The following is a 15,277-nucleotide window of genomic DNA, read 5'->3' on the forward strand; positions in this document are numbered from 1 at the left end:
TCATTGTTATAGGGTTCCGGTGCGGCGCACCGGAGGGGGGATGTTGCGCCCGGCTACTTCGCCCCGGCCGCTTTCGGCTCGCGCAACACCTCATTAATCTTGGGTTGATCCAAGTTACCACTGATGTGGTAACGGATCAGGGAGATTTTGTTCCAGAGCGGTGCCAGCGCTTTGGTGGCAGCAAACACCGCTGCGCCAATCACCGGGTTGATCACGAATGCCGTGGCCACCCCCACAGTGGCGGAAATTTCCGGCGCGATCACCGCTTCCATCTCAATCTGCCGGCGCACCAGATCCACCTGCCCGTTCATGGCGATGTCAGCGGCCAGCCCATCCACCAGCAGGTCATCCGTGTGCAGCACGCCGTCCTTGATCCAGATGGTGGATTTGATGGAGTCGAAATAGAAACCTTTACCGAAGGTATCACTAAAATCAAGCTGCAACTTGCGCAGCAGGGCATCGAAGCTGATCAGCCGCAGCAGTTGCCCGGCACGGCCGCCGCCGAGATCGGCAATTTCCCCTTTGCCCAGCGCGCTGTTCAGCGTGCCGTTCAGCGTCGGGACAGACGGCTTCCACGGCTCGCCCTGCCAGTGCAGGTCAAACGCCACATTAAACGGCGCGCCTTTCAGTGGGGTGGAGAGGCCGAGCCAGGAGGCGGCGTCATCAATTTTCGCCCCCTGCAATTTCCCTTTCAGGCCGGTACGCGATCCGGCGCTCCCCTGTTGCCACTGGCCGTCCACCGTCAGGCGCATCTTGCCGGTGTCCACCAGCCCGTGGCTCAGGGCGAGGGTGTCGCCCTGCGGCGTGAAATCACCCTCTACCCGGCCAACATTCTGGCCGTAGAACCAGCAGCTCTGGCAGCGCAACATCACTGCCGGCCAGTTGCTGAAGGAGATGTTCGAGCCAAACGGGTTGCTGCCTGCGCTGTGGCCGCCCTCGTTGCCGGCGGCCGCCGCAAACTGCGGGTTATAATAAAGGTAGCGGATATCCGCCCGCCACGGCGCATTTTCCGCCATCTTCAGGGTGCCGTCCGCTTCATCTGCATGAACCTGTGCCTGCATACCGCCCAGTTGCTGGGTGGTTTTCACCGCGACGTTGTGCCAGCTCTGCCCGCCCGCGTCCAGCACCGGGGTGGTCAGCGTCACCTGTTTCGGGAAATGGAACGTCAGCCCGGGCGCGGCACCGCCCGCTGCCGGGGCGGCCTGCGTCGGTGACAGCAACGCCAGCCAGCTTTCGCCGTCCAGCGCCGGGAGGTCAAGCGTCAGGCTGCTGTCGCTGGGCAACGGCGGTGGGGTCGCGCTGTGGCGCTGCCAGGCGGCGCGGTCAAGGGTCAGCGCCTCCCCCAGCAACCAGCGGCTGTTGAAGGCGTTCTCTTTGCCGACGCGCCCGGTCAGGTCAAAACTTTTCAGGCCGCCTTTCGCATTGGCCGTCAGCAGCAGCGGCTCACCGGCCGCTTTCGCCAGCGGCGCCGGTAAGTGGCTGCTTACTCCTTTCAGGTCCACGCTGGACTCAACCTCATACTCCGGCTTGCCCTGGTGCGGCAGAGTAATGCCGACCTGGCTTTTCCAGGCGGCGCTGCCGCCCAGTGCCGGAATGGCCGCCGCCGGTAAGCCGGGCAGTTTGGCCGGTTGCCAGTCACCGGAGAGATTCACCTTGATGCCCATGCTCTGCGGCTGCTCCTGCGTGGAGAAATCCACCGCCAGCGGTTGCCCCAGCCAGTTGCCCTGCATCGGCTCACTCTGCAGGTTGCCGTTGTCATAACGGAAGCGCCCATTCAGGTTCTTGATGGTGGTATTCAGCGGTTTAATCAGCAGGCTGTTATTCGCCAGTTGTACATCACCGGTGGCCCTGACCTGCTTGCCATTCAGCGGAATATCGAGATGTAAGCGCCCACTGACGTCACCGCCAATCTGCAATTCATCCAGCGCGGCACCCAGCGAACCTTTTAGTGGCGTCTGGTTGAAGTAATTTCCCACTTCTTTACCCGCGCCCTGGATATCGGCATCTACCAGCAGCTTCTGTTTCAGGTAATCCGGGATCGCGGCCACCACATTATTGCCCTGCACCTGCCCCAGCAGGGTATGCGGCGCTTTCATAAACAGGCCGTCATTAAGGAAATTGAGGTCGATGTCCAGATTCTGCAACGCGGGCCAGCCCGGCTGGAAGCGGAAGGTGGCGGCACGCAGCGGCACAAAGACCTGGAACTGGCCGTCATTATGTTTGTAAGGGAACAGATGCGGGTTCCCGGCATACACCAGCGTGGCGTTCTCCACCTGCCCGCCCTGGATCGCCCCGCTCAGGTAATCCACCAGATGGGTGCCCATCAGCGGCTCCGGGAAGTAGCGCCAGGCGTCGCCGGCGTCATACAGCCGGATGCCGGAGAGAATCGACAGCCACGGCGTGCCGTTGGCGGGTTGCAGGTAGTCGAAATTGCCGGTGGCCCACAGCGAGCGCGCCTGTACGTCCAGCCCGCGCCCCCACAGTTCCAGCCGGTCACTGTTGTTGACCCAGCCAATCGCCCCCCGGGCACGGTGCACCTCCAGCGGCGCACGGAACATCTCGCCATACGGCAGCACGCTTTCGTTGAGATCGAGATCCAGCCGCCCCTGCGGCACGCTGCCGCTCAGCGTTCCGGCAAAATGGCTGATGCCCGGCAACACTTTCCAGTGCTGCCAGCTGACGTCATGCCATCTGGCCTGAAAACGGGTCAGCTCCGGCTGCTTGAGCGGGATGTCGAGCGCCAGCGCATCGATGTGGCCGGCGGGTTTCAGGTCATTCCAGCGGTCCAGCAGATTGGGTGAGAGGAACGCCACCATCGGCAGCAGCGGCCCGAGGCGCTCAATCTGGATATTGCGGGTGCGCAGGCGCAGCTCCTCATCCTGATTCGGGCCGAGGAAATCAGTGTTTTCCGGCAGCCACAGCGCGGAGATGCCGCCGCGCGGCCAGGGTTGCCCATCGGTCTGCAACGCCAGTTGCGGCACATCAAATTGCCAGCCGCGTCCCTGACGCTTCGCATGGAGGGAGAGATCCGTGACCTCAAGCCGGTGCGGCTGGCCGTCGATGTTCCAGCGCGCCTCGCCCTGCCGCACGCGGGCATCGCCGCCGGCAATCTCGCCGTTTTGCACCTGAAGCCAGGCCGCCAGGCTGACGCTGCCGGTTTGCAGGCCGGTGTTGTGGCGCAGCCAGCGCCCCAGCCAGGGTTTGAGATCCACGCCGTCCGCCTGCAAATAGACGGTGCCATTGTTCAGCAGCCCCTGGCTGTCGTGCAGGTCCATGCGCAGCTGCACCACGCCGTGCTGGCCGGTAAAGGTCGAGAGGCTGAGCTGCCCCTCCGCCCGGTGGCGGTTGGCGCTGTTAAGCCAGGTCAGCTGCGGGATGTCAAACACCGCACGCGGCCCGGAAGGCGTCAGGAAGGAGATGCGGCTGTTGCGCAGGTCGAAGTGGTCCACCTGCTTGAGGAACAGGTTGCTGATTTCATTCGGCTCCACCGAGCTGCCCTGGTGATCGCGGCCGCCGAGGGTGGAGTCGAGGTCAAGCTGGAGGTTATAGAAGGTGAGATCGCGGAACTGCCAGCGCCAGTGCAGCAGCGATTGCCAGACATCCAGCGCCAGGGTGACGCGCTCCAGCTGCCAGGTGGAATCCGGCAGGCGCGCCTGTAACCCGTTGACTTCCAGCGTCGGGCCAAACGTTTCCCAGCGGCCGGAGAGTTTCTCCACCCTGACCGGCACCCCGCTGACCGCCTCGATTTTGCTCAGCAATTGCGGGCGGAATGTGTCCAGCTTCGGCAGCGCCAACCGTAACCCACTGATCAACAGCGCCACCATCACAATAATGGTGGCGCAGGTGGTTAACAGAATACCCGGCACTCGCCTCACGCGTTTCTCCTTTCATCCCGTTGTCATCAGCACGGGATTACGACATCAAATTAGTGTACAGCCATGCGTGACGCAGGGGCGACAACATGCCGGCAGCCTCGTGCCGCCGGCCAGGTTACATCATGACGACGTCAAATTGTTCCTGGTTATAGAGCGGTTCGATCTGCACTTTGACCTGCTTGCCGACGAAAATTTCCACTTCCGCCAGCGCATGGGACTCCTCGCCTTTCAGCGCTTCGCCCACTGCCTGCGAAGCGTAGACCAGGAAGCGGTCAGCATCATACGCGTGATGCACGCGCACAATTTCGCGCAGGATCTCATAACAGACCGTTTCTACCGTTTTCAGCGTGCCGCGGCCATGACAGGTTGGACAATCATGGCAGAGCACATGTTCCACGCTTTCACGCGTGCGTTTGCGCGTCATCTCCACCAGGCCGAGCTGCGAGAAGCCGTTGATGCTGGTTTTCACCCGGTCTTTGCTCAGCGCCTGCTCCAGCGAATGCAGCACGCGGCGGCGGTGGTCCTCGTTGCTCATGTCGATGAAGTCGATGATGATGATGCCGCCGAGGTTACGCAGCCGCAGCTGGCGGGCGATCGCCTGCGTCGCTTCAACGTTGGTGTTGAAGATGGTTTCATCGAGGTTGCGGTGGCCGACAAACGCCCCGGTGTTGATGTCGATGGTGGTCATCGCTTCGGTCTGGTCGATGATCAGGTAGCCGCCCGATTTCAGTTCGACCTTGCGCTCCAGCGCCCGCTGGATCTCGTTCTCCACATCGTAGAGATCGAAAATCGGCTGTTTGCCGGTGTAGTGCTCCAGCTTGCTGGTGAGTTCCGGCATATATTCGCCGGTGAACTCCAGCAGCAATTCGTAGGTGAGGCGTGAGTCGACGCGGATGCGGTCTAACGCCGCACCGGCAAAATCACGCAGGATGCGCTGCGCCAGCGCCACTTCGCCATACAGTTTGCACTTGGTGATATTGCGTTTTTTACGTTCGGTGACTTTCGTCCAGAGGCGTTTGAGGAAGGCAGCGTCCTGCGACAGCTCCTCCGCCCCGACCCCTTCGGCGGCGGTGCGGATAATAAAGCCGCCCAGATCGTCGCAGTAGGCGGAGACGATTTTCTTCAGGCGGTCGCGCTCCGCCTCACTGGCGATGCGCTGCGATACGCCGACATGCGCCGCCCCCGGCATAAACACCAGGTAACGCGACGGCAGGGTGATGTCAGTGGTGAGGCGTGCGCCCTTGGTACCGAGCGGATCTTTCACCACCTGCACCATTAAATCCTGCCCCTGGCGTACCAGCTCGGCGATGTCGCGCACGTGGAAATTTTTCCGCTCGTCACCGGCCACACACTCGGTGTGCGGCATGATGTCAGAGGCGTGGAGGAAAGCGGCTTTGTCGAGGCCGATGTCCACAAAGGCGGCCTGCATCCCCGGCAGCACGCGGCTGACGCGGCCTTTGTAGATATTACCGGCGATGCCGCGTTTGGCCTCGCGCTCGATGTGAATCTCTTGCAGTATGCCGCCATCAATATAGGCGACCCGGGTCTCTGAGGGGGTGATGTTTACCAGTAATTCAGCGGTCATGGTCTCTCCTTACCTTGCGGACAGCCATAAACTGGCTGAACAGCTCCTGCGTTTCCACCAGCGGCAACCCGACCACGGCCGGGTAGCTGCCGCGGATCTCCCGCACAAAACAGCCGCCTTTGCCCTGGATGCCATACGCACCCGCCTTGTCCATGGGTTCGCCACCGGCGATATAGTGTTGAATTTCGTCTGAGGAGAGCACGCGGAAAGTGACATCCGTCATCACCAGCGTGCAGAGCAGATCGCCCCGGTCGGCAATCGCCACGGCGGTCATTACCTGATGCTGCCGGCCGGAAAGCGCCTGCAACATCTCTGCAGCGTGTGCCGCGTCACGCGGCTTCTCCAGCACCTGCCCCTCCAGTACCACGATAGTATCAGAACCGAGTACCGGCAAATCCTGTGGTGCGGCGGCCACCCCGGCCAGCGCTTTGTCCTGGGCCAGCCGGCGCACATAACCTTCCGGGGTCTCTTCCGGGCGGCGCACCTCTTCCACCTCAGCCACGATACGCTCGAAGGGGATCTCCAGCAGGGAGAGCAATTCATGCCGCCGCGGGGAAGCGGAAGCCAGATAGAGTGAAGTCATGTCAGTCCTCATTGTACGGCAAATTGACGGCGGATTTTACGCATCAACAGGAACAGCCACGGCCACAGGATGCCGTCAACCACACTACTCCAGAACACTTCCGGGCGGAACGAGACATTTATCACCAGGAATTCGGCCCAGAACACCACCACATGCATCGCCAGCGAGAGCAGCATCACAATCAGTGCCTGCTGCCACAACGCCATGTTACGGAACAACTGGAACTTGAACGCCACCAGATAGGCGATGATCCCCAGCGCCAGCGCCCTGACCCCCAGCGTGGAGCCGAGGATCAGGTCAATCAGCAGGCCGAGGATAAAGCCGGTGCCGACATTCACCCGGTGCGGCAGCGCCATCACCCAGTAAATGAGGATCAACGTCAGCCAGGAGGGCCGGAACATGTAGATCTGATCGGGCCACGGCATGATTTGCAGCAACATGGCGATAAAGAATGAGATCCAGATTATCCAGCGTCCGTGGCTGCGGTAGCGGTTCATGGCTGTGTCCCCCTGACGGGCGGTGCCGGTGACGTGGTGGTACCGTGGGCGGGTGCGGCACCGTTCGCCGGCACCGCATTATTCACCGGGGCCGCGCCGGTGGCCGGGGCGGGTGGCCCCATTTCATTGGCGCGCGGCAATACCTGCGGCATCATCTGCGTCAGGCGTTCATTGGCGACGCGGTGCACTTCGTCCGGCGGTAGCGGCATGTCCCCGTTGCGGTCAGACCCCCACAGCAGCAGCAGATAACGCAAACGCTGCAGGCCGGCCGTTGGCCGCGCCTGAATCACCGTGTAGGCGCGCTGGCTGTCCACTTTTACCGAAGAGACCACCGCCACCGGGTAACCTTCCGGGAAGCGGCCGCCCAGCCCGGACGTCACCAGCACATCGCCGACACGGATGTCGGTGTTGCTCGGCAGATGCTCCAGCTGGAGGTCGTCAGCGCAACCGCTGCCGGCCGCGATAACCCGGATGTCATTACGCAGCACCTGAATCGGCAACGCGTGCGACGCATCGCAGATCAGCAGGACGCGGCTGGTAAATTTCGCGACCGCCACCACCTGCCCTACCACACCTTTGTCACTGATCACCGGCTGGCCTTCATAGACGCCGTTTTCAGAGCCTTTGTCGATAACCACCTGGTCGCTGTATGGGTCGGTGCCGGTGGAAATCACCTGCGTCACCATTTTCTGCTCATCCTGACGCAGGGGCGAGCCCAGCAATTCACGCAGGCGGGCATTCTCCTGCTTGAACTGGCCAAGCAGCAGTTGGTCGCTGTTTTTCAGCAACAGCTCCTGACGAAGCGCACGGTTTTCCAGCTCGAGCTGCTGACGGGTCGCCAGTGTGTCAGAGACGCTGTCGAGCAGTTTGCGCGGGCCATTAGACAAGAAATAGAAGGGACTGACGGCCGTATCCATGTAGGTACGGATCTTCATGAAGGTACCGAGACGGCTGTCGGCGATAATCAACGCAATCGCCGCGACAATAGCCAAAAAGAGACGTAATTGCAGGGAAGGTCCCCTGCTAAAAATCGGCTTCATAAATTATGCGGATTCCTCGACGACAGAAGGGGTAGCCACACGGCGTGAAAGCCGTTCACGCCGGGACACGCAGGTAAACCAAACCAGGCTTTCCGGCGCACCCTGCGGCGGGTACGCCCTTTATGCCGTGACACAGTGGTTTATGCTTGCGCACCGCGACGTGCGCCACCCCTTCCCAGGGCTGATGAGATGTTGCGCGGATTACTCTTCGCTGAACAAATCGCCGCCGTGCATGTCGATCATCTCCAGCGCCTTGCCGCCGCCACGGGCGACACAGGTCAGGGGATCTTCCGCCACGACCACCGGGATACCGGTCTCTTCCATCAGCAGGCGATCGAGGTTACGCAGCAATGCGCCACCGCCGGTCAACACCATGCCGCGCTCGGAGATGTCGGAGGCGAGTTCCGGCGGGCACTGCTCCAGCGCCACCATCACCGCGCTGACAATGCCGGTCAGCGGCTCCTGCAACGCTTCGAGGATCTCGTTGGAATTCAGGGTAAAGCCGCGCGGCACACCCTCTGCCAGGTTACGGCCGCGCACTTCAATTTCGCGCACTTCGTCACCCGGGTAGGCGGAGCCGATCTCATGTTTGATGCGCTCTGCGGTGGCTTCGCCGATCAACGAGCCATAGTTACGGCGCACATAATTAATGATGGCTTCGTCAAAACGGTCACCACCGATACGGACAGAGGAGGAGTAAACCACGCCGTTCAGGGAGATCACCGCCACTTCAGTGGTACCGCCGCCGATGTCCACGACCATGGAACCGGTCGCTTCAGAGACCGGCAGGCCGGCACCGATCGCCGCTGCCATCGGTTCTTCAATCAGGAAAACTTCACGTGCGCCTGCGCCCTGCGCCGACTCACGGATCGCCCGGCGTTCAACCTGGGTCGCGCCAACCGGCACGCACACCAGCACACGCGGGCTTGGGCGCATAAAGCTGTTGCTGTGGACTTGTTTGATGAAGTGCTGAAGCATTTTTTCAGTCACAAAGAAGTCAGCAATCACGCCGTCTTTCATCGGGCGGATAGCCGCGATGTTGCCGGGCGTACGCCCCAGCATTTGTTTGGCGTCATGGCCCACAGCCGCAACGCTCTTAGGAGAACCGGCACGATCCTGGCGAATGGCAACCACCGACGGTTCATTCAATACAATGCCTTGCCCTTTAACATAGATCAGGGTATTGGCCGTACCCAGGTCGATGGACAAGTCATTGGAAAACATGCCACGGAATTTCTTAAACATAACGAAAGGATAATCCTGCAAGCTGGGGGCGGAAAATAAAATCCGCCTACTTTACCAACCACACGAAGCAGCGACAAGGCGCATAAATGGTCTGCTCCGGTGAAAAAATAGTCTGCGATGTTGACAATTTATCGGCCATAAAACAAGGGCTGCCCTGATTTTTCGGCACCGCTTGCAGCGTCTTTTTCTGGCACGTTATAAAGGCGTTCACATCACACATAAGTCACAACAGTACACATAACGCGTTACATTGTGCCCGATTTGGGAAGTTGGTAGGTACTTACCAACACCCCTGCCGACGGGCTGGCTCATTCTACGTCAATTCGGCTTAATGGATCAGCGTATTGCTATCAGTTATGGGAATATTTTTTGTTGCTTCTTTCAACAAGCGCCGGCAACGCAAAATAATCCCCCTGCCCGCCCTGCACCCCTTTCTCTTTCAGGGTTTGCCACTCTTCAGCCGTTCTTACCCCGGAGGCAAACACCTGCACCTGGGTACCGTCGCAGGCATTGACCAGGCTCTGGACAAACAGCTGGTTTTCAACCCGCCGGTCAATACTGCGCACCAGGCCGGGATGAAGCTTCACCAACTCTACCGGCAACGATTTAATGTACGTGGTGCTGACCACCGTCAAACCGGCCTGCGCCACCACCAGCCGGCACCCCAACCCATGCAGTAACCGCAGCACCGGCCGTAAACGGTCGATATGTTGACAGAGATCCGCCTCTGCAAGTTCAATCATAATTCTCCGCCGCTGGCTTTTTTCACATTGCAGCAGCGTATCGCGCAGCCATTGCTGGAAGGGCCGTTGCAACAGCGCATCCACCGTCAGCGGGAATGCCAGTATCTCTTCCGGCCAGGCGGCCAGCAGCGGCAGGATCTGCGTCAGCGTCTGGCGGTCATAGCGCTGCGCCAGCCCAAACAGCATGGCGAACGGAATAAATTCCGCCGCCGGCAGTTCCTGTTCGCCATCAAAGATACGGCGCAGGATCTCAATATGGTGCCGCTGCCCGTCGCGGGTCAGGGACGGTTTTTGGTAAAGCCGCAGCCCGTCGCGCGCCAGCGTATGCTCCAGCAGGGTGCGCCACCTGACGCTGCCGCGCCCGCGCTCCGGCACCCGGCTGTCATGCACGACCCAGCCGTTGCTGCCCTGTAGCGACGCCAGGCGCGCCGCCTGCTCGGCGTTGTCCATCACCTGCTCCGGCGTCTGGCCGAAACGGTAAGTGCTGATGCCGATCGAGAGCAGCGCTTCCCTCCCGATAGGGTGGGTCGGCAATGCGCCCACCGCATTTACCAGTTGCCCGGCGATCACATCCGCCTCTTTCAACGTGCTGTGCGGCAGCAACACGGCGAAGTCACTGGCGAAATAGCGTGCCAGCAGCGCCGCCGGGTAGCGCATCACAAAGGTGGAAAGCAGGTTAGCCACGGCGTTCAGCAGATCCTGAACCGCCGGGCGGCCATGTATATCCCGCAGGGTATCGACATCCGGCAGGCGGATCAGCATCACCACGCCATACGCCCCGGCATCTTCCAGCTGTGTGGTGAGCTGGTTGTCAAAAAAGAGACGGTTATTGAGGCCGGTGCCCGCATCCTGCGCGGCAAAGGTACGGATCAGCGTGTCCACCCGGCCGCGCTCCTCCTGTGCCTCCCGCAGTTCCCGCAGCAGCCTGTCCAGCGCGCTGCTGGCGGTGGGGGGCCATTCGTGTATGTCGCCCTGCATCACGCTGTCACGCTCACCGCGCAAAATCTGCCGCGCCCGCGTTTCCAGCCGCTCATAACCGGCAATCTGCCGCGTCAGCCAGCGGTAACTCAGCCCCATCACCCCGATCATCGCCAGGATGGCAAGGCTGATGGGCAGCGACGAACGCAGGGAATGGGTGTACCCGGCAATCGGGTCGAGGTAGGTCAGGTGGATAAACGAGCCGGGGTGCTGCAACAACGGCAGCCTGATGTCCCGATATTCCGAGGCCAGCGGCGGGCGCGTGCTGTCGGGCGGCAGCGCCAGATGGTAGAAAAGATTGTGGCCGTTGACCACATTGACCTCAGAAACCCCCACGGTGCGCATTGCCAGCGGCAGCCAGTTACGCACCGTGCCGGGCGGCTGGCTCAGCAGCGCCTGATCAAAGGTGGTGGCCAGCGTCGTCAGGCGGTCGTGCATCCGTTGATGGCTGAGATTAAAAAAGCTGAACGCGCATCCCAGCAGCATTAACAGCATGGCCAGCGCCACCAGCAGGGTAATAAAGGCTGAAAGTTTGGTCGTGAATCGCATCCCTGTGCCTTGCGTACCGCGGTTGAGTAAAAGGACGGCCTTCCGTGATGGCGCGCTGCTATAAAATAAAAAAGCCTGGCGTAAGTGGCGTTAACCCCGCCTGCCGGCCTCGCTATTCTACGGATAACCGCATAACGGAAAAAAACAGGCTTTATGGCGTTTTTTGTCCTGCCGCATCCTGTTCCCGCAACGGGGCGTTTATATTCATACACAGACAACACGGCTTCCAAATAATTCATATTTTATATAGAGAGGTTCTATGAAAGCACTTTTGCTTGAGCAACATGAGGGGCAGATTGCCGCCGGGGTACAGGAAATTGACGCAAACCAGCTGCCGGAAGGCGACGTGACGGTCGGGGTTGGCTGGTCGGGGCTGAACTATAAGGATGCGCTGGCGATCACCGGCAAAGGCAAAATTGTGCGCAACTTCCCGATGGTGCCGGGCATCGATTTCGCCGGTACCGTGCAGGAAAGTAAAGACAGCCGCTTCCGGGCCGGCCAGCAGGTGGTGCTCACCGGCTGGGGCGTCGGTGAAACCCACTGGGGCGGGCTGGCGGAACAGGCGCGGGTCAATGCTGACTGGCTGGTGGCATTGCCGCCGGCGTTGTCGGCCCGCCAGAGCATGATCATCGGCACCGCCGGGCTGACGGCGATGCTCTGCGTGATGGCGCTTGAAGAGGGCGGCGTGGTGCCGCAGAGCGGTGAGGTGCTGGTCACCGGGGCCAGCGGCGGCGTCGGCAGCACGGCGGTGGCGCTGCTGGCCCAGCAGGGTTACCGGGTGACGGCAGTCAGCGGCCGCGCCCATACCCACCAATACCTGCGCGAGCTCGGCGCCGCGCACATTCTGCCGCGTGAGGAGTTTTTCGAAGCGGCGCGCCCGCTGGAAACCCAGCGCTGGGCCGGGGCGATCGACACCGTGGGCGATCGCCTGCTCGCCAACGTGCTGGCGCAGATGAACTATAACGGCGTGGTGGCCGCCTGCGGGCTGGCCGGCGGTTACCTGCTGCCCACCACGGTGATGCCGTTTATCCTGCGCAATGTACGGTTGCAGGGTATCGACTCGGTGCGTGCGCCGCTGCATCGCCGCCAGGCAGCCTGGGAACGGCTGGCCGGCCTTCTGCCTGCCCACTTCTATGAGCAGGCGGCCACAGAAATTACCCTGGAACAGGTGCCGGAGGCGGCTGCCGCGCTGATGGACAACCGCATCACCGGCCGGACACTGGTGCGCATCGGCGGGTAAAGCCCGGTAACAACATTGTCAACCTGCGCGATAATGTGTAACAAATGGCGGGATTGGCTGTCAGAATGGCGGTTAACAGCAATAATAGAGCCATTGCCCGCCGTTCTGGCCCCTGTTCTCCCGGAGATCGCCCCCTATGCGCAAGCCACGCAAACTCACCGAGGCTGACGTTACCCCCGAAAGCCTGTTTATGCTGGACCGACGCCGGATCATGCAGGCGCTCGGCATCTCTGCGGCCTCTCTGGCGCTGCCCGCTGCCGCCCGTGCCGACATTCTCTCCTGGCTGAAAGGCAGCGAGGCTCCCAAAGCCCAGCCCGGCAAGCCGCTCACGTTCAGCAAACCGGCGGCCTGGCAGCCGGACTGGCCGCTGACACCGGAGGACAAAGTCACCGGCTACAACAACTATTATGAGTTTGGCCTGGATAAAGCCGACCCGGCCGCCAACGCCGGGACGCTGCAAACCGCCGACTGGAAAATCCGTATTGAGGGTGAAGTCGCCAAACCGGTCACCTTCAGCATGGATGACCTGCTGAAACGTTTTCCGCTTGAGGAGCGCATCTACCGCCTGCGCTGTGTCGAGGCGTGGTCAATGGTGGTGCCGTGGGTTGGCTTTGAGCTGGGCAAGCTGATCAAAGCAGTGGAACCGACCGGCAATGCGCGTTTTGTGGCGTTCCAGACGCTCTACGACCCGGAGCATATGCCCGGCCAGAAAGATCGCTTTGTGGGCGGCGGGCTGGCCTACCCTTACGTGGAGGGGCTGCGGCTGGATGAGGCGATGAACCCGCTCACCCTGCTCACCGTAGGCGTGTACGGCAAAACGCTGCCGCCGCAGAACGGCGCGCCGATCCGCCTGATTACACCGTGGAAATATGGCTTTAAAGGGATTAAGTCGATTGTAACAATCCGCCTGACCCATGACCGGCCGCCGACAACCTGGAACCTCTCTGCACCGGACGAGTACGGCTTTTACGCTAACGTGAACCCGCATGTTGATCACCCGCGCTGGTCGCAGGCCACGGAACGCGCCATCGGCAGCGGCGGCATTCTGGACGTGAAACGCCAGCCGACCCTGCTGTTCAACGGTTACGGCGATCAGGTGGCATCGCTCTATAAGGGCCTCGATCTGCGGGAGAATTTCTAGGTGAAGCGGTTGACGGCAAAACAGATTACCGGCCTGAAAGTGCTGATCCATCTGGCGGGGTTGCTGCCGCTGGTGTGGCTGGTCTGGTCAGTGACCCAGGGCGGCTTCAGCGCTGACCCGGCCAAAGACATCCAGCACTTTACCGGGCGGACGGCGCTGAAATGGCTGCTCGCCACACTGCTTATCACCCCGCTGGCGCGTTACGGCAAACAGCCGCTGTTGATCCGCGTGCGCCGTTTGATCGGGCTGTGGTGCTTTGCCTGGGCCACACTGCACCTGCTGAGCTATTCGTTCCTGGAGCTTGGCATCAGTAACCTCGGGCTGCTGGGCAGTGAGCTGATTTCCCGCCCCTACCTGACGCTCGGCATCCTGAGCTGGCTGGTGCTGCTGGCGCTGGCCGCCACCTCGACGCTGGGCGCACAGCGCCGGCTGGGGAAAAACTGGCAACGGCTGCACAACTTCATCTATCTGGCCGCGATCCTCGCGCCCATCCACTACCTCTGGTCAGTGAAAACCCTGTCGCCCCAACCGCTGATTTATGCCGTTTTTGCTGCGATATTGCTGGCATTCCGTTACAAAAAGGTCAGGCAATGGTGGCATTAACCGGGGTGATTTTTCTGTGTTGTGCGCCACATAATAGGGGCCAATCCACTGTTTAGTGTCGATAAAGGGTTGATTATCTTCGCTGATAAGACCAGTATTTAGCTGCGATTTGCCTCGATATCATTATAATGCCCCACTTTGGTGGCCAATACACAGGCGATTGGCCGCTAAAAAGGTGACAAAACGATGACATCGGGTTATTTTCTACAATACAGGTCAAATTGACGGAGATAGGCGCACGATGGCAGACAAATTTCAGATCTTACTTCTCAACGGCCCCAACCTGAACCTGCTGGGTTCACGCGAGCCGGAGAAGTATGGGCACACCACGTTGCCGGAGATTGTCAGCCGTCTGGAAAGCCAGGCCAGCGAATTGGGCGTAGCCCTGAGTCACCTGCAATCCAACGCGGAACATGCCCTGATTGATCGCATCCATCAGGCGCGTGGCAACACGGATTTTATCCTGATTAACCCGGCGGCGTTCACGCACACCAGCGTGGCCCTGCGCGATGCCCTGTTGGGGGTAGCGATCCCGTTTATCGAGATTCACCTCTCCAATGTGCACGCCAGGGAGCCGTTCCGCCACCACTCCTATCTTTCTGATATTGCCGTCGGCGTCATCTGCGGACTGGGGGCTGACGGTTATACCTTTGCATTACAGGCAGCGGCGCGCCGCTTGTCACAATCCAATTAAATCAAGCAAAAAGAGTACGGAATCACACTCATGGATATTCGTAAAATCAAGAAACTGATCGAACTGGTTGAAGAATCCGGCATCGCTGAACTGGAAATTTCTGAAGGTGAAGAATCAGTTCGTATCAGTCGTGCCCCGGCCGTGCCGAACTACCCAATGATGCAGCAGGCGTATGCTATGCCGATGCAGCAACAGCCGGCCCTGGCCGCTGCCGTTGCCCCGGCTGCTACCGTAGAAGCCGCCCCGGCTGCTGCGGCTGCCATCAGCGGACACATCGTTCGTTCACCGATGGTCGGCACCTTCTACCGCACCCCAAGCCCGGACGCCAAGCCGTTCATCGAAGTGGGCCAGAAAGTGAATGCGGGCGATACCCTGTGTATCGTTGAAGCCATGAAGATGATGAACCAAATCGAAGCTGATAAATCGGGTGTGGTGAAAGCCATTCTGGTAGAAAGCGGTCAACCGGTTGAATTTGACGAGCCACTGGTCGTCATCGAATAACGA

12 protein-coding genes are annotated in these 15,277 nt (G+C 60.6%); 5 read left to right on the forward strand and 7 right to left on the reverse strand.

The window, feature by feature from the left end; all coding sequences use genetic code 11:
- Positions 1 to 53: 53 nt before the first annotated feature.
- From yhdP to csrD, 7 genes are all read right to left on the reverse strand, one after another.
- Positions 54 to 3,875, reverse strand: a complete 3,822-nt coding sequence (yhdP, locus tag CYR55_RS19060) for an AsmA2 domain-containing protein YhdP (RefSeq protein WP_101817929.1) — start codon at positions 3,873 to 3,875, stop codon at positions 54 to 56.
- 115 nt (positions 3,876 to 3,990) lie between these two features.
- On the reverse strand, positions 3,991 to 5,460 hold the full coding sequence (gene rng / locus CYR55_RS19065) for a ribonuclease G (protein ID WP_101817930.1): 1,470 nt from the start codon (positions 5,458 to 5,460) through the stop codon (positions 3,991 to 3,993).
- Entirely contained in the window at positions 5,450 to 6,043 is a 594-nt protein-coding gene (locus tag CYR55_RS19070) for a Maf family protein (protein ID WP_101817931.1), read from the reverse strand. Before CYR55_RS19070 ends, rng begins: the two co-directional genes overlap by 11 nt.
- Positions 6,044 to 6,051: 8 nt before the next feature.
- Positions 6,052 to 6,540, reverse strand: a complete 489-nt coding sequence (mreD, locus tag CYR55_RS19075; RefSeq protein WP_101817932.1) for a rod shape-determining protein MreD — start codon at positions 6,538 to 6,540, stop codon at positions 6,052 to 6,054.
- Positions 6,537 to 7,580 carry a rod shape-determining protein MreC gene (gene mreC / locus CYR55_RS19080; protein WP_101817933.1) on the reverse strand — a complete coding sequence of 348 codons (1,044 nt, stop codon included), beginning with the start codon at positions 7,578 to 7,580 and terminating at the stop codon, positions 6,537 to 6,539. Before mreC ends, mreD begins: the two co-directional genes overlap by 4 nt.
- A gap of 201 nt (positions 7,581 to 7,781) precedes the next feature.
- Positions 7,782 to 8,825: a rod shape-determining protein MreB gene (gene mreB, locus CYR55_RS19085; RefSeq protein ID WP_003855260.1), complete on the reverse strand. Its 1,044-nt coding sequence runs from the start codon at positions 8,823 to 8,825 to the stop codon at positions 7,782 to 7,784.
- A gap of 350 nt (positions 8,826 to 9,175) precedes the next feature.
- Positions 9,176 to 11,095, reverse strand: a complete 1,920-nt coding sequence (gene csrD, locus CYR55_RS19090; RefSeq protein WP_101817934.1) for an RNase E specificity factor CsrD — start codon at positions 11,093 to 11,095, stop codon at positions 9,176 to 9,178.
- A 259-nt stretch (positions 11,096 to 11,354) separates the two neighbouring features.
- On the opposite strand from csrD, the gene acuI reads away from it, so the two are divergent.
- From acuI to accB, 5 genes are all read left to right on the forward strand, one after another.
- Positions 11,355 to 12,335, forward strand: coding sequence for an acrylyl-CoA reductase (NADPH) (acuI, locus tag CYR55_RS19095; RefSeq protein WP_101817935.1), 981 nt, complete (start codon positions 11,355 to 11,357; stop codon positions 12,333 to 12,335).
- Between the two features lie 136 nt (positions 12,336 to 12,471).
- Positions 12,472 to 13,476 carry a protein-methionine-sulfoxide reductase catalytic subunit MsrP gene (gene msrP / locus CYR55_RS19100; protein ID WP_101817936.1) on the forward strand — a complete coding sequence of 335 codons (1,005 nt, stop codon included), beginning with the start codon at positions 12,472 to 12,474 and terminating at the stop codon, positions 13,474 to 13,476.
- The gene (gene msrQ, locus CYR55_RS19105) at positions 13,477 to 14,079 is read left to right on the forward strand and encodes a protein-methionine-sulfoxide reductase heme-binding subunit MsrQ (RefSeq protein WP_101817937.1); all 603 of its coding nucleotides are present in this window, start codon (positions 13,477 to 13,479) and stop codon (positions 14,077 to 14,079) included.
- Between the two features lie 241 nt (positions 14,080 to 14,320).
- Entirely contained in the window at positions 14,321 to 14,773 is a 453-nt protein-coding gene (gene aroQ, locus CYR55_RS19110) for a type II 3-dehydroquinate dehydratase (protein ID WP_101817938.1), read from the forward strand.
- A 30-nt stretch (positions 14,774 to 14,803) separates the two neighbouring features.
- Positions 14,804 to 15,274 (forward strand): acetyl-CoA carboxylase biotin carboxyl carrier protein, encoded by a 471-nt coding sequence (gene accB, locus CYR55_RS19115; protein WP_101817939.1) that lies wholly within the window; start codon positions 14,804 to 14,806, stop codon positions 15,272 to 15,274.
- The last annotated feature ends 3 nt before the right edge of the window (positions 15,275 to 15,277 follow it).

Source organism: Chimaeribacter californicus (assembly GCF_002858675.1).
GTDB classification, from domain to species: domain Bacteria; phylum Pseudomonadota; class Gammaproteobacteria; order Enterobacterales; family Enterobacteriaceae; genus Chimaeribacter; species Chimaeribacter californicus.

What these genes read in the sequence shown, in the direction of transcription:
- rng (WP_101817930.1), bottom strand. Translation starts at nt 5,460, where the DNA reads ATGACCGCTGAATTACTGGTAAACATCACCCCCTCAGAGACCCGGGTC.
- CYR55_RS19070 (WP_101817931.1), bottom strand. Translation starts at nt 6,043, where the DNA reads ATGACTTCACTCTATCTGGCTTCCGCTTCCCCGCGGCGGCATGAATTG.
- mreD (WP_101817932.1), bottom strand. Translation starts at nt 6,540, where the DNA reads ATGAACCGCTACCGCAGCCACGGACGCTGGATAATCTGGATCTCATTC.
- mreC (WP_101817933.1), bottom strand. Translation starts at nt 7,580, where the DNA reads ATGAAGCCGATTTTTAGCAGGGGACCTTCCCTGCAATTACGTCTCTTT.
- mreB (WP_003855260.1), bottom strand. Translation starts at nt 8,825, where the DNA reads ATGTTTAAGAAATTCCGTGGCATGTTTTCCAATGACTTGTCCATCGAC.
- csrD (WP_101817934.1), bottom strand. Translation starts at nt 11,095, where the DNA reads ATGCGATTCACGACCAAACTTTCAGCCTTTATTACCCTGCTGGTGGCG.
- acuI (WP_101817935.1), top strand. Translation starts at nt 11,355, where the DNA reads ATGAAAGCACTTTTGCTTGAGCAACATGAGGGGCAGATTGCCGCCGGG.
- msrP (WP_101817936.1), top strand. Translation starts at nt 12,472, where the DNA reads ATGCGCAAGCCACGCAAACTCACCGAGGCTGACGTTACCCCCGAAAGC.
- aroQ (WP_101817938.1), top strand. Translation starts at nt 14,321, where the DNA reads ATGGCAGACAAATTTCAGATCTTACTTCTCAACGGCCCCAACCTGAAC.
- accB (WP_101817939.1), top strand. Translation starts at nt 14,804, where the DNA reads ATGGATATTCGTAAAATCAAGAAACTGATCGAACTGGTTGAAGAATCC.